Annotated in this window: 17 protein-coding genes; 11 read left to right on the forward strand and 6 right to left on the reverse strand. The window is 39.5% G+C overall.

The window, feature by feature from the left end; all coding sequences use genetic code 11:
- Positions 1 to 10 precede the first annotated feature (10 nt).
- A complete protein-coding gene (locus tag AC3KZC_RS13130; protein ID WP_490578845.1) occupies positions 11 to 1,402 on the forward strand; it encodes an AmpG family muropeptide MFS transporter in 1,392 nt (463 codons plus the stop codon).
- Positions 1,403 to 1,448: 46 nt separating this feature from the next.
- Here the strand turns inward: AC3KZC_RS13130 and AC3KZC_RS13135 are convergent, their stop codons facing one another.
- The 4 genes from AC3KZC_RS13135 to erpA form a co-directional block, all read right to left on the reverse strand.
- The gene (locus AC3KZC_RS13135) at positions 1,449 to 1,688 is read right to left on the reverse strand and encodes a helix-turn-helix domain-containing protein (protein ID WP_086742544.1); all 240 of its coding nucleotides are present in this window, start codon (positions 1,686 to 1,688) and stop codon (positions 1,449 to 1,451) included.
- A gap of 811 nt (positions 1,689 to 2,499) precedes the next feature.
- The gene (locus AC3KZC_RS13140) at positions 2,500 to 5,574 is read right to left on the reverse strand and encodes an efflux RND transporter permease subunit (RefSeq protein ID WP_490578844.1); all 3,075 of its coding nucleotides are present in this window, start codon (positions 5,572 to 5,574) and stop codon (positions 2,500 to 2,502) included.
- A 2-nt stretch (positions 5,575 to 5,576) separates the two neighbouring features.
- Positions 5,577 to 6,668, reverse strand: coding sequence for an efflux RND transporter periplasmic adaptor subunit (locus tag AC3KZC_RS13145; protein WP_490578843.1), 1,092 nt, complete (start codon positions 6,666 to 6,668; stop codon positions 5,577 to 5,579).
- A gap of 200 nt (positions 6,669 to 6,868) precedes the next feature.
- Positions 6,869 to 7,207, reverse strand: coding sequence for an iron-sulfur cluster insertion protein ErpA (gene erpA, locus AC3KZC_RS13150; RefSeq protein WP_490578842.1), 339 nt, complete (start codon positions 7,205 to 7,207; stop codon positions 6,869 to 6,871).
- Positions 7,208 to 7,557: 350 nt separating this feature from the next.
- Here erpA and AC3KZC_RS13155 point away from each other — a divergent pair, with 350 nt between their 5' ends.
- The 4 genes from AC3KZC_RS13155 to hemL all read left to right on the forward strand — a co-directional run bounded on the left by AC3KZC_RS13155 (position 7,558) and on the right by hemL (position 12,106).
- The gene (locus tag AC3KZC_RS13155; protein ID WP_490578841.1) at positions 7,558 to 9,240 is read left to right on the forward strand and encodes a chloride channel protein; all 1,683 of its coding nucleotides are present in this window, start codon (positions 7,558 to 7,560) and stop codon (positions 9,238 to 9,240) included.
- Between the two features lie 13 nt (positions 9,241 to 9,253).
- Positions 9,254 to 9,688, forward strand: a complete 435-nt coding sequence (locus AC3KZC_RS13160) for a CopD family protein (protein ID WP_490578840.1) — start codon at positions 9,254 to 9,256, stop codon at positions 9,686 to 9,688.
- A gap of 99 nt (positions 9,689 to 9,787) precedes the next feature.
- Entirely contained in the window at positions 9,788 to 10,804 is a 1,017-nt protein-coding gene (locus tag AC3KZC_RS13165) for an aspartate carbamoyltransferase (protein ID WP_490578839.1), read from the forward strand.
- Positions 10,805 to 10,825: 21 nt separating this feature from the next.
- Positions 10,826 to 12,106 (forward strand): glutamate-1-semialdehyde 2,1-aminomutase, encoded by a 1,281-nt coding sequence (gene hemL / locus AC3KZC_RS13170; protein WP_490578838.1) that lies wholly within the window; start codon positions 10,826 to 10,828, stop codon positions 12,104 to 12,106.
- Between the two features lie 113 nt (positions 12,107 to 12,219).
- Here the strand turns inward: hemL and mrcB are convergent, their stop codons facing one another.
- Together mrcB and AC3KZC_RS13180 are read right to left on the reverse strand one after the other, a co-directional pair.
- The gene (mrcB, locus tag AC3KZC_RS13175; protein ID WP_490578837.1) at positions 12,220 to 14,634 is read right to left on the reverse strand and encodes a penicillin-binding protein 1B; all 2,415 of its coding nucleotides are present in this window, start codon (positions 14,632 to 14,634) and stop codon (positions 12,220 to 12,222) included.
- Positions 14,635 to 14,778: 144 nt separating this feature from the next.
- Positions 14,779 to 14,949, reverse strand: a complete 171-nt coding sequence (locus tag AC3KZC_RS13180; RefSeq protein ID WP_490578836.1) for a hypothetical protein — start codon at positions 14,947 to 14,949, stop codon at positions 14,779 to 14,781.
- A 163-nt stretch (positions 14,950 to 15,112) separates the two neighbouring features.
- On the opposite strand from AC3KZC_RS13180, the gene AC3KZC_RS13185 reads away from it, so the two are divergent.
- The 6 genes from AC3KZC_RS13185 to AC3KZC_RS13210 all read left to right on the forward strand — a co-directional run bounded on the left by AC3KZC_RS13185 (position 15,113) and on the right by AC3KZC_RS13210 (position 21,499).
- Complete coding sequence (locus AC3KZC_RS13185) at positions 15,113 to 15,559, forward strand: acyl-CoA thioesterase (protein ID WP_490578835.1); 447 nt, start codon at positions 15,113 to 15,115, stop codon at positions 15,557 to 15,559.
- Positions 15,556 to 16,608 (forward strand): aldo/keto reductase, encoded by a 1,053-nt coding sequence (locus tag AC3KZC_RS13190; RefSeq protein WP_490578834.1) that lies wholly within the window; start codon positions 15,556 to 15,558, stop codon positions 16,606 to 16,608. The genes AC3KZC_RS13185 and AC3KZC_RS13190 overlap by 4 nt, the downstream gene beginning before the upstream one ends.
- 152 nt (positions 16,609 to 16,760) lie before the next feature.
- Positions 16,761 to 17,723, forward strand: a complete 963-nt coding sequence (locus AC3KZC_RS13195) for an ABC transporter substrate-binding protein (protein WP_490578833.1) — start codon at positions 16,761 to 16,763, stop codon at positions 17,721 to 17,723.
- Entirely contained in the window at positions 17,720 to 20,083 is a 2,364-nt protein-coding gene (locus tag AC3KZC_RS13200; RefSeq protein ID WP_490578832.1) for an ATP-binding protein, read from the forward strand. Before AC3KZC_RS13195 ends, AC3KZC_RS13200 begins: the two co-directional genes overlap by 4 nt.
- A gap of 167 nt (positions 20,084 to 20,250) precedes the next feature.
- Entirely contained in the window at positions 20,251 to 21,012 is a 762-nt protein-coding gene (locus tag AC3KZC_RS13205) for a LytR/AlgR family response regulator transcription factor (RefSeq protein ID WP_490578831.1), read from the forward strand.
- 106 nt (positions 21,013 to 21,118) lie between these two features.
- Complete coding sequence (locus tag AC3KZC_RS13210) at positions 21,119 to 21,499, forward strand: BlaI/MecI/CopY family transcriptional regulator (protein ID WP_490578830.1); 381 nt, start codon at positions 21,119 to 21,121, stop codon at positions 21,497 to 21,499.
- The last annotated feature ends 2 nt before the right edge of the window (positions 21,500 to 21,501 follow it).

Here is a 21,501-nt window from a genome sequence, read left to right on the forward strand (position 1 = left end):
TAAGATTTTTATGAGTAAATCGCTTTCCATTAAAGAATACTTTTCTTATTTCAAAGACCGCCGCTTAATTAATATTTTTATTTTTGGTATGGCCAGTGGCTTTCCTTGGGTATTAATAGGTTCAGTGATGTCGGCGTGGCTCAAAGACGAAGGATTAAGCCGCAGTACCATAGGTTTATTTGGTATTGTATTTGGTGTTTATAGTATCAACTTTTTATGGTCTCCACTTATCGACCGCATCAAGTTACCTTTTCTTTATCGCAAACTTGGACAAAGACGCAGCTGGATTTTTATTTGCCAATTAGTCATTGTGCTCGCAACCTTCTCACTTTCTCAACTTGTTATAAAGGATCAACTTTTTTTAGCAGCCTTATTTTGTTTCGTCGTTGCGCTTGCATCTGCAACACAAGACATTTCTATTGATGCATTTCGCATTGATTCCTTAGCGGAGCATGAAAGCCATAAAACAACTGCGGCTGCAGCAATGGCAACTTCAGGGTGGTGGTCAGGCTATGCCCTTTTAGGTGCCATTCCATTTTATGTTGCCGACTTTCCTCACTGGCAATGGGCAGATGTTTACCTCATTTTAACTGGTTTAATGCTTCTATTGTGCTCTGCAGTATTTTTTGCAAAAGAGCCTGCATCAAATCGTGATATTGTTCAGGCAGAGCTTGAGGTCAACTACCAGCGCGCTTTGGCAAACTCCCAATTTCAGTTCAAAGTATTACAAAAACCTATCGCATGGCTGATGGTCACCTTAATTGAACCTTTTAAAGTCTTTTTCAAGAAAAATGGCGTGAAGTCAGCACTTGCACTGCTCGCGTTTATCTTTTTATTCAAAATAGGAGAGGCTTTTCTAGCGAGAATGTCGATTGTCTTTTATAAAGAGATCGGTTTTAGTAATACTCAAATAGCCAATTATTCAAAGTTAGGAACTGGCATTATTACGATCATATTTGCTGTGTTTGGCAGTATTTTTAACCACAAATACGGTATTGTAAAAGGGTTAATGATTAGCGGTATCGCAATGGCAGCATCTAATTTAATGTTTTCTGTCATTGCCTTACAAGGCCCTAAAGAACATCTTTATGTTATTGCAATTGTGATTGATGGCTTCACTCAAGCATGGTCATTAGTTGCTATGGTGGCGTTTATTTCAATGTTGTGTGATAGGGCTTTTACGGCAACACACTATGCACTACTAGCTTCGCTTGGAAATTTAGGACGAACAGTTCTATCGAGTTACAGCGGCGTGGTTATAGATGATTGGCTCAATGGGAACTGGGCGCTGTTTTTTATGCTCACCGCATTAATGGTGATCCCATCACTGCTGTTTTTATGGTTAATTAGAAAAAAGCTCTACATTCTTGAAACTAATTTTCATGCAACAAGTAACCGTTAGAGCTAAGAAATAACGCGTCCATGCAAGGTTTATCCCTGTTTAAAACTTATTCGCCTTTAAGCAGCGCTAAACCTTCAATTGGATCGACTTCAAGCGCATGACAATAACGCATGAATTCAACAACATCTAAACGGCGTTCTTGATTCTCAATTTTACCGATAAAAGAATGTGGAGTACCTAAAATTTGAGCTAGGCTACGCATTGTATGACCTTTCTCTTGGCGCTTATCTTTTAACCATTTAGTTAAACGTCCGTTTTCTTCAGACGAGACAGTTTTACCCATCATATACATCTCCTACTAGATGAATGTTATTTATATAAAATTAAATGAGAATGCCCCTTCTCATTTAATGAAGTGTTTAATATTTTACAGATAAAACATTAAACAAATTGCGGCTATTAAAGCACAAGCCCTAAATTAGGTATAGACGTATTTACTATATTTACCTAATAGAGGTTCTTGTTTCTTTTTTATGACAAACAAATTATCAAGCCCAAATAGCCACTATATTTCCGAAATTACCTACTAAGTACTGAATATAGGACTTCTCAATGTGGGATGTTAGCATAAAACTATGATTTTATTAGTTGGTTTTTAATACTGTTTAATTTGAATTTAATCAAAATTTATAACCTTATTTACAAAATTAATTATTAGTAATTGTTTTTATTAAATAAAAAATTTTCATAATATAAAATAAAATCTCAAATATTTACTTACCCATCATATTTGCGGTTTCGCAAAATGTATAAAGATGTCTTAATTAAGCTAAGTCGCAATTTCCGCTTAAAAATACAAAAGTACCTGTTATACTCAACAATAATTAATCATAATTAACATGGTAATCAAATATTTATGATCCGTTTAATGTTTTTACTTCCCATTATTTTATGTTTGGTTTGGTATTTTTTTCTTAAGAAAAACAACGTTCCCCTCAAAGAAGGTAAAAAAGGATTTATCTACATCCTTGTATTCAGTGCTTTCTTACTTGGATTTTTTACTTTGATGATCCAGATAACAAAATAGTAGAAGTGCAGTACGAATAGAATGAAGCCTCTTGCAAATGAATGCTCGAGGCTTTTTGGTTAAATGGAGATTATTGTTTCTTAATTCTCAATGCTAATAAGCATGGTGTTAAAATTAAAGTCAGTACGGTTGCAAAGGCTAAGCCGCCCGCAACTGCGGTTGATAATTGCACCCACCACTGTGTCGATGGCGCACCGAAGTCAATTTGACGATTAAATAAGTCAATATTGACCTGCAACACCATCGGCATTAAACCTAAAATAGTGGTCACCGTTGTAAGTAGTACAGGCCTTAAACGCTGCGCACCGGTTCTTAAAATAGCTTCTTTTGCTTCAACACCTTGCTTGCAAAGTACATTATAGGTGTCTATCAGTACTATATTGTTATTTACGACAATACCTGCAAGTGAAATAACTCCGATCCCTGACATTACAATGCCAAAAGGCTGCTGCAAAATGAGTAACCCCAAAAATACCCCTACGGTCGAGAAAATCACCGCACTTAGAATAAGAAGTGCTTGATAGAAGCTATTAAATTGAGTCACTAAGATAATTCCCATTACAAAAAGCGCCACTAAAAATGCATTTTGTAAAAAAGTTTCCGATTCGTTTTGCTCTTCATTTTCGCCACGTATTTTGAGCTTCACTCTCGGGTCTAGCCCTTGCTCTGTTAGTTGTGCTTGCAATCGAGGCAATGCCAAGCTCAGCAATTCTCCAGCCATCATATCAGCATTAACTGACACGACTCGGTGACTATCGACTCGGCGTACCGAATCGACTTTTTGCACTGCTTGGCGCTCAACAAAATGCGTAATAGGAATTTGCCCGTATTGGGTATTTACTCTAAGGGTGTCTAGACGACTTAAATCTCGTTTATCAAAAGGAAAACGAACGCGAATATCAATTTCATCATCGACATCATCAGGGCGATATTCACCGAGCTTCAAACCATTAGTGATCATTTGCACATTTGCACCTAGCATAGCCGCATCAGCACCAAAGCGAGCCGCATCAGCACGATTGAGTTTTAGCTGCCATTCAATTCCGGGTTTTGAGCCAGTATCATCAACATTAATAAAAGCACCATCTGCCTCAATGGCTTGGCGAATGCGTCTTGCCTCTTGATTCAATACATCCGGAAATTTAGAACTAAGTTCAATCGATAAGTCTTTACCGCCACCGGGGCCATTTTCATCTTTTCGAAGCTCAATTTCGACACCTGCTATCGTGCTAGTTAATGACATCACTTCGGCGATAATTTGATCGGCAGGTTTGCGTTCGTCCCAATCTTTTAGATTAAGGCGCAACGTACCAACAACATCTTTACCACCCGTTAATGAATACAACGTTTTAATACCTTCAACGGTCAAGACTTTAGCTTCGATTGCTTGCATGATGGTATCTTTTTCATAAATAGATAAGTCACCATAAGAGCGCACTTTAATATTAACCCCGTTAGGCTCAACATCAGGAAAAAACTCCACGCCCAGTTTCGACACTCCATAACCAATAAAAACCAAAACAGAGAATACAATCGCACCTAACAGTACTTTCCAAGGGTGTGCGATGGCACGGTCAAGCACGCGAACATAACCACCAATGAATCCATGCAGCTGAGTTAAATCGCCCTCCTCAGCATTCAGTAACTCTTGCTTTTGTGAAGCGGAAAGAGGCTTAACCTTTCCAATTAAACTGCCTATGGTAGGCACAAAAATTAGCGCCATAACTAAAGAAGCACTTAAGGTTGCCATTAAAGTGATTGGTAAGTATTTCATAAACTCACCCATCATACCCGGCCAAAAGATTAAAGGGGCAAAGGCCGCTAGTGTGGTCGCTGTTGAGGCGATAATGGGCCATGCCATGCGTTTAGCTGCAAGCGAATAGGCATTTTTACGGTCCATTCCTTCGCCCATCATACGATCGGCAAATTCAGTTACCACAATAGCGCCATCGACTAACATCCCTACCGCCATAATTAAGGCAAATAACACCACGATATTAACTGTCAGGCCAAATAATGAGATCACTAAAATGCCCGTTAAAAACGAACCGGGTATTGCAACACCGACTAAAAAAGCAGCGCGACTGCCTAAAATAGCAATAATGACAATCACCACTAACAAGACCGCCGAAAGCACATTATTTTGTAAATCAGCCAACATTTGCTCAACATCAAGTGACATATCTCCGGTGTAATTCACTTTGATATGATCGGGCCAAAGCGTTCGAGTATCCTCAACCACAGCTTTAACCTGCTTAACTGTATCAATAATATTTTCGCCAACTCGTTTTTTAACTTCGAGCGAAATAGCTAACTCACCGTTAATACGAGCAATTGTATTTGGATCTTTATAAGCGCGGCGAATAACAGCAACATCCATAAAACGGACAACTTTATCATCGACCACTTTAACAGGCTGCTCCATTACATCTTGAATTGATTCAAACACTGAAGGAATTTTTATCGCAAAACGGCCCTTACCGGTATCAAGTGTTCCAGCGGCGATTAAGCGATTGTTATTGTTAAGTAACTGGTAAATATCATTTTGTTTTAAACCGTATGAAACCATAGCTAAAGGGTCAACTTCGATTTCAACCATGTCTTCCCTATCACCACCAATTTCAACTTCTAATACACTTGATATTGACTCCAATTCATCTTTTAGATTACGAGCAAGCGTCAGCAAACCACGCTCTGGCACATTGCCCGATAAAGTTAAGGTAATAGTAGGCTGCTCGTCTTCCATTAATACTTCATGTACTTCAGGCTCTTCAGATTCTGAGGGTAATTTTGCTTTTGCAAGCGAGACTTTGTCACGCACATCAGCAAGAGCTTCTTTAGGATCCATCCCCGCTAAAAACTCAAGCGTCACCGAGGCATGACCTTCGCTCGCCACTGCGCTCATTTCTTTTACGCCCTCAATTGAACGTAATTCAATTTCCATTGGGCGCACAAGCAAACGCTCGGCATCTTCAGGTGAAATACCGTCATGAACAATGGAGACATAAATAAATGGAATGGTAACATCAGGATTGGCTTCTTTTGGGATATTTTGATAGGTCACCCAACCGGCAATCAGCAGCAAAATAAATATCGATAAGCCTGTGCGAGTATGATGAATTGCTGCATCAATCAAATTACCCATAATTACTCCTGCTCGTTACTATAAACAGGTTCAACTTCATCACCAATGCGCACAAACCCTTGGCCTAGGGTAATAATGTCAGCTTGTGAACCTAAGCCCGTCATCCAAATCCCATCAACGGTTGATTTCACAATATTAATACGATTAAAAACAACCTTATTTTGGTTATCGACACTTTTAACGCCAATGTTCCCTTCTTCATCAAGTGCCATAAACGCAGGGCTAAGTTTAATTGCTTCAACCGCTTGGGCATTAATATTAAGTTGTGCCGAAAAACCCGCTTTTTGTGTCATGTTTGGATTGCTAAAGGCGGCTTCAATACGAAAGGTATTGGTATTATTATCAGCAACAGAAGCGATGTACCGGATCACTCCTTGAGTTGATGACTGTTCAAACACGTCTGCCGTAACTTGCTGGTTAATCGTTAAGTTTTTCACTTCAGCTTGCGTTACATCAGCACGAATAATCAATGGGTCAAGGTCGGCAAGTTCAAACACCGCATCACCTCGGCCAACATAGCCCCCAACTTCAACTAACCTGCGGTTAATGACACCATCAAATGGGGCACGTAAAGTCGTGCGATCTAAACTTAATGCTAAGCTGGCCAATTCAGCTTTAGCTTGAGCCAAAGCGGTTTCGGTTTTGGCCAGTGCAACTTGGTCTTGCAAACCTTGCTGTTGCAATTTTTTTGCACCTTGGTATTCAAGCTCTCGTTGTTTAATTAATGCTTTAACTGAATCAATACGCTCACTTAAATCACCTTGATCTAGCTTTGCAACCACGGTGCCTTTGGCGACAAACTCACCTTCATTAACGAGTATTGCCTCTACTTGGCCCGCTTCATAACTACTGACATTAGCTATTTTATCTGGCTCACTGCGCCCATAAAGCGCAAGTGTTTTAAATACGGGTTCAGCGACTAAGCGATCAACCTTTACTCTAGGAAGCTTTATTTTCTTAGCATGTTCAGATGCAGGCTGTTCTGCATGAGAGGGGCCTGTCAGCATCCAAATAAAAATAGCAATACAAATAACAACGGAAATAATGTGGGGTTTTTCATCGAGTAATTTTTTGATGCCTGACAGAGGGCGCATCGGGATCTCCTGTGCTGATAATCGATGATATTTTGACGAGTTGACCCGCTTTTTAATCGAACGATTAGCAATGTTTATTGTTGATATTCAATAAATAATACGAGGTTTACACAGAATGGAAAGTGATAATTTGAAATAAATTGTAAGCAATAAAAAAGCCACTCTTAAGTGGCTTTTTTACTCAGTTGCTCATTTAATAACTAAACACTAAATGATGAACCACAACCACAGGTCGCAGTTGCATTCGGGTTATTAACAAAAAAACGAGAACCTTCTAAGCCTTCGGTATAATCCACTTCACCATCAACCAAATATTGAAAGCTCATTGGGTCAACAACCAATGTCACACCACTTTTAACGATTTCCAAATCACCTGGATTTGTTTTTTCATCAAATGTAAAACCATATTGAAAACCAGAACACCCACCACCGGTTACGTAAACACGTAATTTTAGTTGAGGATTTTCTTCTTCTTCAATCAGTTGCTTCACCTTATTAGCGGCAGCATCGGTAAATTTAATTGGTATTTGATCTGACATTATTCAACTCACTAGACGGCAATGGCGAAATTATCTAATACCCGAGTGTTTTAATCAAGTACTCACTTTGGACAAGTCAATTATCAAACCTAAAAATGAGGCTAAGCCGGTATTTAAATCTTATTTAAAAAGCACTGCCTTTAACCATGACGTCATTTTTACTTCTATGATAAAAATGAAAGCGCTATCGTGCAGCTATTGCGTTTAAATTTAATGCCATAAGCGTTAAAGTAACCGCTTGATTACGATTTACTCTCTTTGTAATGGGTTAAATTCCTATAAAATAAAACGACTTAACGAAATCTATCTGATAAACTTTCACGATTGTCATTGATGTATGGAACTATTTAATGTCGCTTGAAACACTCAGGCGTAGTTTGGCCAAGCCAAAGACATCTGTACAATTATGTTTGTTAGGTGTTGCTGCAGGCCTGATTGCGGCAATATTGATCATCTTATTTCGTTTATTAATCATAACCGTACAAGGGTGGTTTTTAGTAGAAACTGACGATTTTTCCCACCTCCCCCCCCTTGAGCGCTTTGCTTTACCTATTTTAGCGGCCTTATTTATTGCTATTTTTGCCGACTTTACCGGTTTTAAACATTACCGTTTAGGCATCCCTTTTGTTTTACATCGTATCAAACAACACTACGGCAATATGCCAATTTGGAATGCTGCTAATCAATTTTTTGGTGGTGCATTAGCACTTATTAGTGGTTTTTCGGTTGGTCGTGAAGGCCCTTCGGTCCACATGGGTGCAACGGGCGCAAGCGTACTGGCAACATGGTTACATTTACCGTTTAATGCCATGCGTACTTTAGTGGGTTGTGGCGTGGCAGCTGGGATTGCCGCATCTTTTAATACGCCGCTTGCTGCGGTTATTTTTGTGATGGAAGTGGTGATGCGAGAATACAAAATCCACATTTTTGTTCCTATCATGCTTGCCGCCGTTACAGGTGCTTTAACCACTCAATTTGTATTTGGTACGCAAACTGAATTATCAATGATCCACGTGATCCCGTTATCTGGCTGGCATATTCCTTACTTAATTTTATGCGGAGTAGTCTTAGGGGCCATCGCTTATAGTTTTAATCAAAATCTAATGCTGGTAATGCGCACCTTCAAAAAAGTAAACATGTTTCCCCGCTTACTGCTTGCTGGTGTCATTACGGGGGGAATTGGTTATTTAGTCCCACAAGCAATGGGGCCTGGTTTAAGTGCTATTGCTATTTCGGTCTCCTCTCCTGATGATATTCAACTGCTCACTACGATATTTGTTGCCAAATTATTAGCCACGTTATTTGCTCTCGGGCTTGGGATCCCCGGAGGGATCATCGGCCCAGTTATTGGGCTTGGCGTTATTATTGGTTCTATGATGTCTTTTTTTGGCCACTATATAAGCCCTGAAGTACAAGTAGTGGGTACTTATGCGGTGCTTGGCATGGCAGGTTTATTAGCTGCAACATTACATGCCCCCCTTGCCGCGCTCGTTGCTGTAATGGAACTCACATCAAGCCCAACGATTACAGTTCCTGCAATCGTTGTAATCGCATCGGCCTACGTGACAGCATTGCAACTTTTTAAAAATCGTTCGATTTTTTTACAGCAATTAGAATTTCAAGGCCTTGCTTATCAAGTATCCCCTGCGGTTGAAGCGCTACAAAAAGTTGGGGTGCTTGATGAAATGGAAGAAAACTTCAAACTGCTTTATAGCGATGACAAAGAACAAATTTCTCAAACCCTCAATGCAGTTGATGCGCAAACACCTCTCATTGTTCACGATAACGAAAACGGTTATCGTCTCGCAGAATATGATTTAACGTTAACGGCTGAGCAAACTGTCGGCATTCGATATGTGCCGCTGCAAGGAGTAACTAGCCAATCAACATTGGCGGAAGTGTTCACCATACTCAATGATAAGCGTGGCGGCGCTGTTTATGTTTATAACAAACTTGATAATAAACAAATTATGGGCCTTATTCGCTGGGATCACATCCGCCATATTTTAACAATTCGTAGTAGTTTGCTGTAAAACTGAGGACATAATGAGCTTAATTTTAATTTATAAAGCCCTACACATCTTTTTTATGATTGCTTGGTTTGCAGGCATTTTCTATTTGCCCCGCCTGTTTGTGTATCATGCTATGCACCACGAAAAAGACTGTCATGCCATGCTCAAAGTGATGGAGCGAAAACTACTGTTTTTTGTTACCCCTTTTGCTATTTTCACGCTTGTTTTTGGCGTACTGATGATTACTGAATATGGTCGAGAGTGGTTTAAAGCCAGCATGTGGTTGCACTACAAATTAGTACTCGTAATTATTTTATACGCCTATCATGGCTACTGCTTTAAACTCTTAGCCGACTTTAAACATGACCGCAATCGTCGCAGCCATAAGTTTTACCGTATTTTTAACGAATTTCCGGTCCTTATTTTGCTCGCCATTGTTTTTTTAGCAATCTTAAAACCCGCATTGTAACGGGTCAAATTCAATAAAATTTATAGCTACACCCGCGCGTGAATTTGCTATAGTTACGCGCGAAAATTCCCCGTAACTTTGTTCATTAGGATTAGCCACATGCTGAACTTTCAAGGCGAAAATATTCTTTCGGTAAATCAACTAAATAGAGATAGCATCGAGGCTATTTTTGCAGTTGCAAAAAAAATGGAACCCTACGCAAAAAAACAAAAGCGTACCAAAGTGCTCGAAGGTGCCATTTTAGCCAACCTATTTTTTGAACCAAGTACGCGTACTCGTGTAAGTTTTGGCACAGCATTTAATTTACTCGGTGGTTTAGTGCGCGAAACTACCGGCATGCAAAGCTCAGCCTTAAGTAAAGGTGAGTCTTTATATGATACCGCACGTGTTATTTCGGCTTACGCAGATGCCGTGGCAATGCGCCACCCTGACGCAGATTCAGTTGCTACCTTTGCAACAGGTGCCTCAGTGCCAGTTATCAATGGTGGTGATGGTCCAAATGAGCACCCAACTCAAGCCCTACTCGACTTATTAACTATCGAAAAAGAGCTCAACCGCTTTAATAGTAAAATCGATGGTATGCACATCGCCTTAGTAGGTGATTTAAAATATGGTCGCACCGTACACTCACTATCAAAATTATTGTGCCATTACAAAAATGTAAAGTTTTCAATGGTGGCACCCGATGGCTTACAAATGCCTGATTATATTCTTGATTCGGTCAGTAATGCCGGACATGAAATTCAGTTAGTGAGCAAAATGGAAGGCAATTTAGCGGCCGATATCGTTTATCAAACACGTATTCAAGAAGAACGCTTTCCATCACAAGAAGAAGCCAATAAATACCGTGGTGGCTTTAGAATTAGCCAAGCGATTTACAATGCCCATTGCAAACCTAATTCGGTACTTATGCACCCACTGCCGCGCGATAGCCGTGGTGAAGCAAATGAGTTAGATAACGATTTAAATAATAACGATAACTTAGCGATTTTCCGCCAAGTACAAAATGGTGTCCTGATCCGGATGGCGCTATTTGCACTGACGCTTGGCGTTGAAAATCTGGTTGAAAAACACGAAACCACAGTCCCTTGGTTTAGCAACAAAAAAACCAGCTAATCGACATTAAAGGATAAAAATATGACTATCAGTCAAGATTTGTTTGAACGCGCTCTCGCCTCTATTCCGGGTGGTGTAAATTCACCTGTTCGTGCTTTTAACGGCGTAGGTGGTACGCCACTTTTTATTACGAAAGCGCAAGGCGCTTACACCTTTGATGCCGATGGTAATAAGTACATCGATTATGTTGGCTCTTGGGGTCCAATGATCATGGGTCACAATCATCCAGCCATCAAAAATGCGGTACTTGCAGCGGTTGAAAATGGCTTAAGCTACGGTGCGCCAACCGAAACAGAAATCCTAATGGCTGAAAAAGTAAAAGCCTTAGTACCATCTATCGAAAAAGTTCGTATGGTGAGCTCAGGCACCGAGGCGACGATGAGTGCCATTCGTCTTGCTCGTGGCTTTACTGGCCGTGACAAAATTTTAAAATTTGAAGGCTGTTACCATGGCCATGCTGATTCACTACTAGTAAAAGCAGGTTCTGGCGCCCTAACGATGGGTGTCCCAAATTCACCGGGGATCCCTGCTGATTTTGCTAAACACACTTTGACAGTATCGTTTAACAATTTAGATGAAGTAAAAGCAATTTTTGAAAAATATGCTGACGAAATCGCCTGTATTATTGTTGAGCCTGTGGCTGGTAACATGAACTGTATTCCACCTGTTGCAGGATTCCTTGAAGGTCTTCGCGCAGTATGCGACCAATACAAATCAGTGCTTATTTTTGATGAAGTGATGACTGGCTTTCGTGTGGCATTAGGCGGTGCGCAACAATATTACAACATCATTCCTGATTTAACCTGTTTAGGTAAAGTCATTGGTGGTGGTATGCCTGTGGGTGCATTTGGTGGTAAAAAAGAAATCATGGATTTCATTGCTCCAGTTGGCCCAGTTTATCAAGCGGGTACGCTTTCAGGTAATCCAATTGCCATGGCAGCGGGTTTAGCTGCACTTGAGCTTATTTCTGCACCGGGTTTACACGCGGACTTAGAAGCAAAAAGCAAACGTTTATGTGAAGGCTTTGAACAAGCAGCGACTGAAGCTGGTATTGCATTAACCACTAATTACGCCGGTGGCATGTATGGCTTTTTCTTTACCGATGCAGCCAAAGTAACTAGCTATCAGCAAGCAACACAATGTGACGTTGAGCGTTTTAAACGTTTCTTCCATTTAATGTTAGAAGAAGGTGTCTATCTTGCGCCATCAGCGTTTGAAGCAGGCTTTATTTGTTCAGAGCATGGCGATGCCGAAATTGAGCAAACAATTGCCGCAGCAAAGCGTGCTTTTGCAAAGCTTTAATTACGCCTAGATGCGTTAATACTGCATCCTGAGTAAACTAATAAAAAGCCAGAATTGAATTCTGGCTTTTTATTACTCCTAAAACACCTTTTCATAATAGGTGTCGCTTTCTATTAACGACAAGCAGGCTTAGCTACAAATTCATTAGCCCTAACAGGTAAGTTTACAACGTTCCCGCAGCCAGGTGGAGCTTGCTGTCCTGTTTGTTCTGAGACAAAAGCCCACTTTATAGAAGCTGGACGCTGATCGGCTATTGATTCAGGGTTGAGCTCTTTAAGATAACGAATATAGACTTCAAGCGCCCCTTGCCCGCCAGTTAAACCTGCGATTTTATTATCATCACGCCCAAGCCAAGTAACGGTCACCGTATTTTGATCAAATCCTGCAAACCAACTATCACGTAGTTCATTGGTTGTGCCTGTTTTTCCTGCAAATTGAATGGTTGGAAAAGTCTGTTTAAGTTTTTTTGCGGTACCTTCTAACGTCACTCGTTTCATCGCGTATTTAGTTAAATACATCGCATCTTTGTCAAAACGCGCTTCTTTCGTATTGTGATGTTGATAAATCACGCCTCCAACAGCATCAGTAATGGCAGCTATCGAAGTCAACTTTTGGTAGTCGCCAGAGTTGGCAATGGTACTGTACATCTGCGCGACTTCTAAGCTCGATAACTCCAGTGCTCCTAGCAATAACGAAGGGTAAGGATTGATGGCGCTTTCAACCCCTAAATTTGCAATTGTGTGGGCAACTTGGTTAACCCCAACAGCAAGCCCTAAATTAACAGCTGGCAAATTAACGCTATGGCTAAACGCTTGATATAAAGGAATTTCACCACGAAATTGATGATCATAATTATCAGGTTGCCAACGATTCCCCTGCTCATCTTGTAAGCTAATTGGCTTGTCTTCTAACAAAGTACCTAAATGATATTGCGGCCTTGAAAGCGCGGTTAAATAAACGGCTGGCTTCACTAATGAACCAATATTACGCTGACTATCAAGTACACGATTAAACCCCGACAGGCGAGTGTCGCGCCCTGCAACTAAAGCCGATATACCATTGTATTGCACGTTAACTGACACCATAGCAGCTTGTAATTCATTCACTTTTTTATTTTTCTCAAGTAAGGGGAGACCTTTTGAAACCGCTTCTTCCATCGCTGTTTGTTTATGTAAATCAAAATAAGTGAATACCCTTACACCAGCATCGAGTACGTCTTGTGAATCAAGTAGTTCATTCAGTTCGCGGCTCACTAAATCAAGATAGCCAGGATGAGCCACCTTGGCGCTTTTATCCATGTCTTCAATGCCCAGAGGGCGATTCAGAGCTATTTGATACTCTCTTGGGCTAATTAATTGATCTTCGGCCATTAAGCGCAGTACTAAATCACGTCGCTCCATAGCACGCTCTGGGTAGCGCCGCGGATTAAAATACGATGGGCCTTTTACTAAACCCACCAACATCGCTATTTGGTGGTACTCGAGTTCATCAACTGGTTTGGCAAAGTAAAATTCACTTGCTAATTCAACACCATGCACACCTTGATTGTAAGCTTGACCTAGATAGACTTCATTTAAGTAGGCCTCTAATATTTGGTCTTTGCTGTAGCGGTAATCTAAAATTAGCGCAATTAAGGCTTCATTAAATTTACGATTAAACGACCGTTCGCGGCTCAAATAAAAGTTCTTTGCTAATTGCTGCGTTAAAGTACTGCCACCTTGTACTGTACGCCCCGCGCGAATATTCGAATATAAGGCTCTTAAGATCGAGAACGGTGAAACACCATGGTGGTGATAAAAATCACGGTCTTCGACCACCAACAAGGTATCTTTTAACATTTCAGGAATGCGCTCTAAGGGCACAAATTCACGGTCTTGCCCTGTCGCATTACTTAAACGTGCAATTTGAACAGGCTCTAAACGTGCTGTCGTTAAATTACCAAGGGATAAATCACGAATAGTGCGTAGCTTTTGCCCCGAAAAGCCAAGTTCTATCTTACGCTCTGCTTCTGGACCATCAAAAAACTCGAACGAGCGCATATAAATGCTAATTTTTGACCCTTGCACAATATATTGCCCTGTCGAGCTCAACTGATTAACTCGGGAATAATTAAGACGCTTTAGCTCCCACACGACTTCATCTATTGATAAATATTGCCCCGGATAAAACTGCATGGCGCGCGCATATACTTGCGCGGGTAATTGCCATTTATTACCTTCAAATTGGCGGCTAATTTTTGAATCCAAGTAAATAAGATATAGCGCTATCACCAATGTTAGTGTTAACCCCCCTTTCCAAACAATGGACCAAAGGGTGCCTAACATTCTGTTTTTTATTTGCGACCAAGAGCGCTTAGAGGCTGTTTTTTTTGATTTTGATTTTGCTTTGGTTTTTGCCGCTGGAGCGCGTTTTTTTCGAGCAGGCTTAGCCGTTTGATCTGTTTTTGCTGGATCGGCTTGGGTATCTGCGGCTGTTTTTTGTTTTCTTTTTCTTGGTGGTTTTGCGGCAGGACTGTCTTTTTCGCTCATAACTCTCAATTCTTTACCCATTTTATGGATTGTAAGTCACTACAATCCAAAATAATGCGTAAGCATAACTCGGTTTACCCTTTCACGCAGTAACTTTTGCTATTGAATCATTGGGGTTGATTAACCTTTGTACAGGCCGATTTACTAACGCTTATTAGGTTTATTAACGTTAAATAATTTAAACCAAAAAGCGATTTCAAACAGAGCTCCTAGTATAAAAAATAATGCACCGCCTTTTACTGAGCCTGCGCTATAAAACACTAACGCCAGCATTAATAGACCAATTAAAATCACCCATTTCAAAAGTAAGCTCATAACTAGCCTCTTATTTAACCTTATTTCTTAGGTATTTAATTATGTGTATTACGCGGGTATTGTACAAGTTGGTCTTTGTAACATTCTGTTTTAACAGACTTGTTAAGCACTGTATGACTTGCTAGGCTGTGGCTTTAAATAAAAATTTGAGTGTATCGCTAACATGGACCACTTCTTACAACAATTCCCAATCCATACGTTTATTAATGTCGCTTGGGGTGAGATGGATGCCTTACAACATGTTAATAATGTGGCTTACTTTCGCTATTTTGAAACCGCACGCATTGACTTTTTCAATCAATTTAATCTCCTTGAAGAATTAAAAACTAGCGCAATTGGACCTGTGCTCAGTGAAAACAATGCACGTTATAAACGCCCAGTGACATTCCCCGACACATTAATTGTCGGTGTCAGTATTAGCGAGATTAAAGAAGACCGTTTTATGCTGCACTACACCGTTTTTAGTCAAGCGCAACAAGCGGTGACCACTTTAGGGTCATCACAAGTTGTTATGTTTAATTTTAAAACAGGTAAAAAATCGCCTTTGTCGATTGAATTAATCAGTTTACTCCGACAATACAGCGAAAATGACAAAGGAGAGTCATCATGAAATTTAACTCTTTAGGCTCAAGTGGTTTATCTGTTTCTGAAATATGCTTGGGTAGCATGACTTGGGGAATGCAAAATAACCAAGCTGATGCTGATCAACAGCTAGCTATCGCGCTCGATGCCGGCATTAACTTTATTGACACCGCAGAGATGTACGCCGTCCCGCCAAGTCCGCAAACCTACGGTAAAACCGAAGCCATTATTGGCAATTGGCTTAGCCGTAACGGCGCAAAACGAAACGAGTTAATTATCGCCTCTAAAATAGCAGGGCCAGGCCTCAGTTGGGTGCGAGAAGGCAGCCCAATGAGTGGCCAAAGCGTTTGCCAAGCGGTAGATGCGTCATTACAACGCTTGCAAACCGATTATATCGATTTATATCAATTACATTGGCCCAACCGCACGTCACCTCATTTTGGTAAACACTGGCACAATGACATTTCTTTTACTGACGTTGATCACCGCCAAACAACTGAACAAATGCTTGATATTCTTGAAGGATTACAGCGTTGTATAAATGCAGGTAAAATTCGCCATTGCGGTTTATCAAACGAAACACCTTGGGGCATTAATCAATACCTTCAACTTGCTAAAAACCATAATTTACCGCGCATGGTCTCGATTCAAAATGAATTTAACTTACTACAAAGTAAAGACTGGCCGTATTTAATTGAGCAATGTGTTTATGAAGAGATTGCATATTTACCTTGGTCACCCCTTGCTGGCGGCGCACTTAGCGGTAAATATTTAAATGGTGCACGGCCACAAGGTTCTCGTTGGAGCTTGATCCAACGTAATGGTTTATTTCGCGATACAGTTGAATCTGAACTAGCCACAGCCGCTTATTGTGAGCTTGCTGCACAACATAAAATTAGCCCTGCACAATTAGCCAACGCTTGGTGTAAACAAGTCAACGGGGTTACCTCAACCATAATTGGCGCCACAACAGTCGCACAATTAAACGAAAACATTGCCGCCTTTGAATTAGAACTATCGACTGAATTATTAGCCGAGATTGCACTTATTTTAAAACGCTACCCGCTCGCTTTTTAAGTCAAATAGCCCTGCGTCAGCCTGGGCTCTATTTCAAAAAAGTAACGCGATAAGCCTCAGATAAACGCATTAAATTAAATATTTTCTTGGGATTAGAAAACCCTTACAGCTTGAACTAAGCTTTAACTACCCAAGACATTGAATCACTTAAGATGCGTCGTATACTTATTTTATTATTGAGTTTTACTGGCTTAGTAAGCTGTTTAAAATCGCCTCACCCCCCCATTAGCATTGCTATTAATCCTTGGCCAGGTTACGAGTTTTTATATTTAGCTGAGCATCAGGGCTATTTTAAACAATTAGATCTCAATGTTCGCTTGGTACAAGTATCCACCCTTTCAGACGCACAACGTGCTTACATTAATAATCAAGTAGATGGTTTTACCAGCACCTTAATTGAAGCTGTGCAGACTGAGTCTATGTTTGGCAAACCTCTGAATGCCATTATTGTGGCTGATTATTCTAATGGTGGGGATGTGATTATTACCCATAAATCCGTGACTGAGTTCCAGCAGCTTATCGGTAAAAAAATAGGCGCCGAGGTTGGTTCATTAGGTATTTATGTTTTAAACCAAGCACTTGAAAAATACAATTTTACACTAGACGACGTAACAATTATAAATACCGAACAAGTACAGGGGCAATATGCTTTACTTAACGGTGATATTGACGCTTTTATTAGCTATCCACCTTATTCGATTGAAACATTAAAAAACCAACATTATCACTCCGTGTTTTCAAGCAAAGAAATACCAAACCAAATTTTAGATGTGATCTCTCTTTCAACAGAAGCCATAGAGAATAATCCTATGTTAGTAGCACGACTGCAACAAGCATGGCAAATGGCGATTGATTACCATAAAAGTAATCCAGATGAAGCGAACAAGATAATGGCAATCCGTGAAAATATTTCAGCAGAAGATTTTGCAGCCACACTTGGCGATATCAAAGTGCTGAGTATCACAGACCAAAAAAAACTATTTAGCAATAATAATGCTTTTGCTGATTTAGCGCTTTCAGCTTGCCAAACATTGGTTTCCATACAATCTATTGAGAGTAACTGCCAACATACCGCAGACTTGCTCCACTCAACTATCGCAAATACATTACCATGATGCATCCGATTAAGTTTTTTAAACGCATTAGCATTAAATCCAACTTACTTACCATTGTTGTTTTGGTAATCGTTGGGGTCAGCATGATGATGGCTTTTGTTCTTGAAGCAAATAATCGCATTGAGCAACAAATCAAACAATCGCTTTATCATCAAGTAAATGCGATTATTTTGGCCCTCCAAGGTAATTCAATTGAAATACACGCTGATCGCGTAATTAGCTCAACCGCCATATCACAAAAAATTGAACGTACATCTTTGATAAAAATCAGCGAATTAAACCTCATCGCCGACAGCGAACACCAGTATCAACATGCGTCAGTTAACGACGCATTTAATAAGGTGGAGTTAATGGCTATCAATACATTAATTGCCAGTCCAAATACCACCACGACCTTTAAGAGTAACAACCATTTTTATTATCTGGCTAAAATTCAACTTATTGATCCTAAGCTCAATAGACAGAAGCCTTACTTAGTCGTAATCAATTACAACCTTACTGCCGACAACAAAGCCTTGATGAACGAACTGGGTTATTATCTGGTCATTGTAATTTGTGGTTTTATAACCGTTATACTGCTCAATGCCGTTATTCAAACTAAGTTGATATTCAACCCAATCAGGGAGCTGGCCAATCAACTCTACAGCCAAGGTAAAATATTAACGCCATTAGCTGTGCCTGATAATGAAATTGGGATTTTTGTCAGGGCATATAATCAATCTCTTCAAACCCAGCAGCATCAAGAAAAGGAGCTTCATCAATCACGCCGTCACATTGATACTATCACTCATGAAATACCCATTTTACTTGCTTATTTTAACCACCTGACGCAGTTAGGTTTTATCAATAAACGCTTTTTAACTTGGATAGGCAAAGAAGAAGCTGACGTCAACAATATGACAATTGATACGATCCTTAAAAATCATATTCATACTGATCTAACCCCCTTTTATAAGCGAGTACTTGAAGGTAAGCAATGCCATTTTGAATGTGATTTTTTAGATCAAGAGCAAGAATTTAAATATGTTAAATTTACCTTTATTCCCGATATAGATGAACAAGGTGCTGTAAAAGGCTTTTTCTCATGCATCGAAGACATTACCGAAATCCAACAAGGCCATGAACGAATTGCAACTTATTTATATGAATTAGAAAATAACAATGTATTACTAGAGCAAGCTCGTTTTAGTGCCGAATCTTCAGAGAAAGTAAAATCTGAGTTTCTCGCCTGTATGAGTCACGAAATTCGCACCCCAATGAATGGAATTTTAGGTTTGTTAGCGCTTTTGAAAGATAAAACCGACATCGATCCTAGCCACCTAGAAAACATCAACTTAGCTTTCGCCAGCGCAGAATCTTTGTTGCATATTATCAACAGTATTTTAGATTTCTCAAAAATTGAATCTGGTAATGTCGAGCTTGAGCAAACGTCATTTCATTTAAAGAATGAACTGAATAATATCATCGCACTTTTATCTTCTCAGGCAATCGAAAAAAATCTTCAGTTTAATCTCAATATAACCTCAGATTGCCAGCGTTTTGTTATTGGCGATCCGACAAGACTAAGGCAAATACTGACAAATTTACTCAGTAACGCTATTAAATTTACCGCCAAGGGCAGCATAAATGTCAATGTTAGCCTTACTCCTTTTCAAAACGGCATACTTCAACTGACTTGTACAATAAAAGACAGCGGAATTGGCATGAGCGACGCACAAATAGACAAGCTATTTATTCCCTTTAGCCAAGCAGACAGCTCTACCACTCGCAAATATGGTGGCACAGGGCTTGGGTTATCCATCGTAAAACGTTTATGCCAACTCATGAAGGGGGACATTACAGTTCAAAGCTTTGAGGGAAACGGTAGCGAGTTTTGCTTTACTATCGAGTTACTCGAAAGTGAAGAAGTTGCGGTAAAAAAGACAGAGGAAATCAAATTTACTCCCCTGTGTAAAAATAAAAACAAAGTACTACTTGTCGAAGATAATAAAATAAATCAGATGGTTGCAACCAAGATGCTCGCTGAAATAGATATCATTCCCGACATCGCAGACAATGGGATCATCGCGCTTGAAAAGTTAAACCAATGTGAAAAATCCAATCCTTATACTTTAGTATTAATGGATTGCCTGATGCCTGAGCTAGATGGCTACCAAACAACCGTGGCTATTCGTACCGGTCAAGGTGGCTTTCATCACCAAGGTGTTATTATTATTGCTATGACAGCTAATGCCATGAAGGGCGATCGAGAAAAATGTCTCGATGTAGGAATGAATGATTACCTTAGTAAACCTTTATCACTCGATAATATAAAAAAAACTTTGCACTCATGGATGGAAAAGTCAACCGCTGTCATTTAATCTATTAAAATCCTTAAATCATCGATAAAAATTTGTCATTAGTCCCTTTTTTATTGCAAATTACGAAAGGAGTCGTATATTACCTACGAGCTACTTCGTATTAAATGTATATGTTACTAATTTATAAATATTTTAAGAGTACTCAGTGATACAACATGGAGAATATCATGGCCAAGTTCAGTGTAATAATTGCAGATAAATCAGATGAACAAATCAACTTGATTAATCAATGGATTAACCAAGATACGCATTTTGACTTAGCATTAGTCACTCAAAATGCGAATGAAGTTGTCGATTTATGCAACAATATACAAGCTGACCTAGTATTCATTAATCACTCTTTATTTCAATTTGAAGAGCTACTGATTTTAGTTAGCCTTATCCCTACCCACACAAAAATTGTTTTTCTATCTAATGATTCAAATTTTGCCATGCAAGCCTTTGATCTTGGAGCTATCGACTTGCTTGTCGCTCCCTTAAGTGAACAACGAGTTCATAAATTATTTGAAAAATTTAAAAAGCTGCATCAAAACCAATTTGCTTATCCATTTAAGCAAATTCAGGCATTACTCAATAAATCTTATGAGCCAGAAAAAATAAGTGACTCCATAATAGTCAGGGATTCCGGGCGTATTCGTATTATTGATACTGATGAAATTATTTGGATTGGTGGCGCAGGTAACTACGTCGAAATTCATTTAGCCCAAGAAGCGCGTCCAATTTTACACCGAGAAACCTTATCAACGATGCTTGATAAAATGGCGTGTCATGGCTTTATTCGTATTCATCGCTCTGCTTTAGTTAAGAAACGCAGCATCAAAGAAGTACAACCAACTGAAAGTGGCGACTATTTATTAACCCTTAAAAATGGTGCTAGTTTAAACTTATCTCGACGCTATAAGCAAAACATGGCTGAAATTCTAAATTAAAAATTAAAAATTAAAAATTACAAAAACTAACGGGCTACTTTTTTTATTACGAAAAAAGTCTTATATTAAGTAGGTTGTTGAATAATTAAGTATTTTGAACAAAATTATGGAAAAAACCAAAGCCGTACCAACTACAACCGAATTAAATTTACTTAATATTCTGTGGAAAATTCAACCCGCATCCGTAAAGCATGTCCATGCCAAACTTATAGAAACACAACCTGTTGGTTACACAACAGTGCTTAAAATGCTACAAATAATGCACGATAAAGGCTTAGTGATACGAGATGAAAGCCAACGAGCCCATCTTTATAAAGCATTCAACTCCGAAATACACACTCAAAACTCAATCATAAAAGATTTACTTCACAAAGCATTTAGCGGCTCTAAATACAACTTGGTTGTAAGAGCGCTGGGTGACAGTGCCAGCAAAGAAGAAATCAATAGTATTCGTAAATTGCTCGATAACTTAGAACAAAAACAATAGTA

Source organism: Pseudoalteromonas sp. J2K-J031, assembly GCF_058197095.2.

Excerpts from the sequence above, each read along its gene's own strand:
- AC3KZC_RS13130 (WP_490578845.1), top strand. The coding sequence starts at position 11 with ATGAGTAAATCGCTTTCCATTAAAGAATACTTTTCTTATTTCAAAGAC.
- AC3KZC_RS13135 (WP_086742544.1), bottom strand. The coding sequence starts at position 1,688 with ATGATGGGTAAAACTGTCTCGTCTGAAGAAAACGGACGTTTAACTAAA.
- AC3KZC_RS13140 (WP_490578844.1), bottom strand. The coding sequence starts at position 5,574 with ATGGGTAATTTGATTGATGCAGCAATTCATCATACTCGCACAGGCTTA.
- AC3KZC_RS13145 (WP_490578843.1), bottom strand. The coding sequence starts at position 6,668 with ATGCGCCCTCTGTCAGGCATCAAAAAATTACTCGATGAAAAACCCCAC.
- erpA (WP_490578842.1), bottom strand. The coding sequence starts at position 7,207 with ATGTCAGATCAAATACCAATTAAATTTACCGATGCTGCCGCTAATAAG.
- AC3KZC_RS13155 (WP_490578841.1), top strand. The coding sequence starts at position 7,558 with ATGTCGCTTGAAACACTCAGGCGTAGTTTGGCCAAGCCAAAGACATCT.
- AC3KZC_RS13160 (WP_490578840.1), top strand. The coding sequence starts at position 9,254 with ATGAGCTTAATTTTAATTTATAAAGCCCTACACATCTTTTTTATGATT.
- AC3KZC_RS13165 (WP_490578839.1), top strand. The coding sequence starts at position 9,788 with ATGCTGAACTTTCAAGGCGAAAATATTCTTTCGGTAAATCAACTAAAT.
- hemL (WP_490578838.1), top strand. The coding sequence starts at position 10,826 with ATGACTATCAGTCAAGATTTGTTTGAACGCGCTCTCGCCTCTATTCCG.
- mrcB (WP_490578837.1), bottom strand. The coding sequence starts at position 14,634 with ATGAGCGAAAAAGACAGTCCTGCCGCAAAACCACCAAGAAAAAGAAAA.
- AC3KZC_RS13180 (WP_490578836.1), bottom strand. The coding sequence starts at position 14,949 with ATGAGCTTACTTTTGAAATGGGTGATTTTAATTGGTCTATTAATGCTG.
- AC3KZC_RS13185 (WP_490578835.1), top strand. The coding sequence starts at position 15,113 with ATGGACCACTTCTTACAACAATTCCCAATCCATACGTTTATTAATGTC.
- AC3KZC_RS13190 (WP_490578834.1), top strand. The coding sequence starts at position 15,556 with ATGAAATTTAACTCTTTAGGCTCAAGTGGTTTATCTGTTTCTGAAATA.
- AC3KZC_RS13195 (WP_490578833.1), top strand. The coding sequence starts at position 16,761 with ATGCGTCGTATACTTATTTTATTATTGAGTTTTACTGGCTTAGTAAGC.
- AC3KZC_RS13200 (WP_490578832.1), top strand. The coding sequence starts at position 17,720 with ATGATGCATCCGATTAAGTTTTTTAAACGCATTAGCATTAAATCCAAC.
- AC3KZC_RS13205 (WP_490578831.1), top strand. The coding sequence starts at position 20,251 with ATGGCCAAGTTCAGTGTAATAATTGCAGATAAATCAGATGAACAAATC.
- AC3KZC_RS13210 (WP_490578830.1), top strand. The coding sequence starts at position 21,119 with ATGGAAAAAACCAAAGCCGTACCAACTACAACCGAATTAAATTTACTT.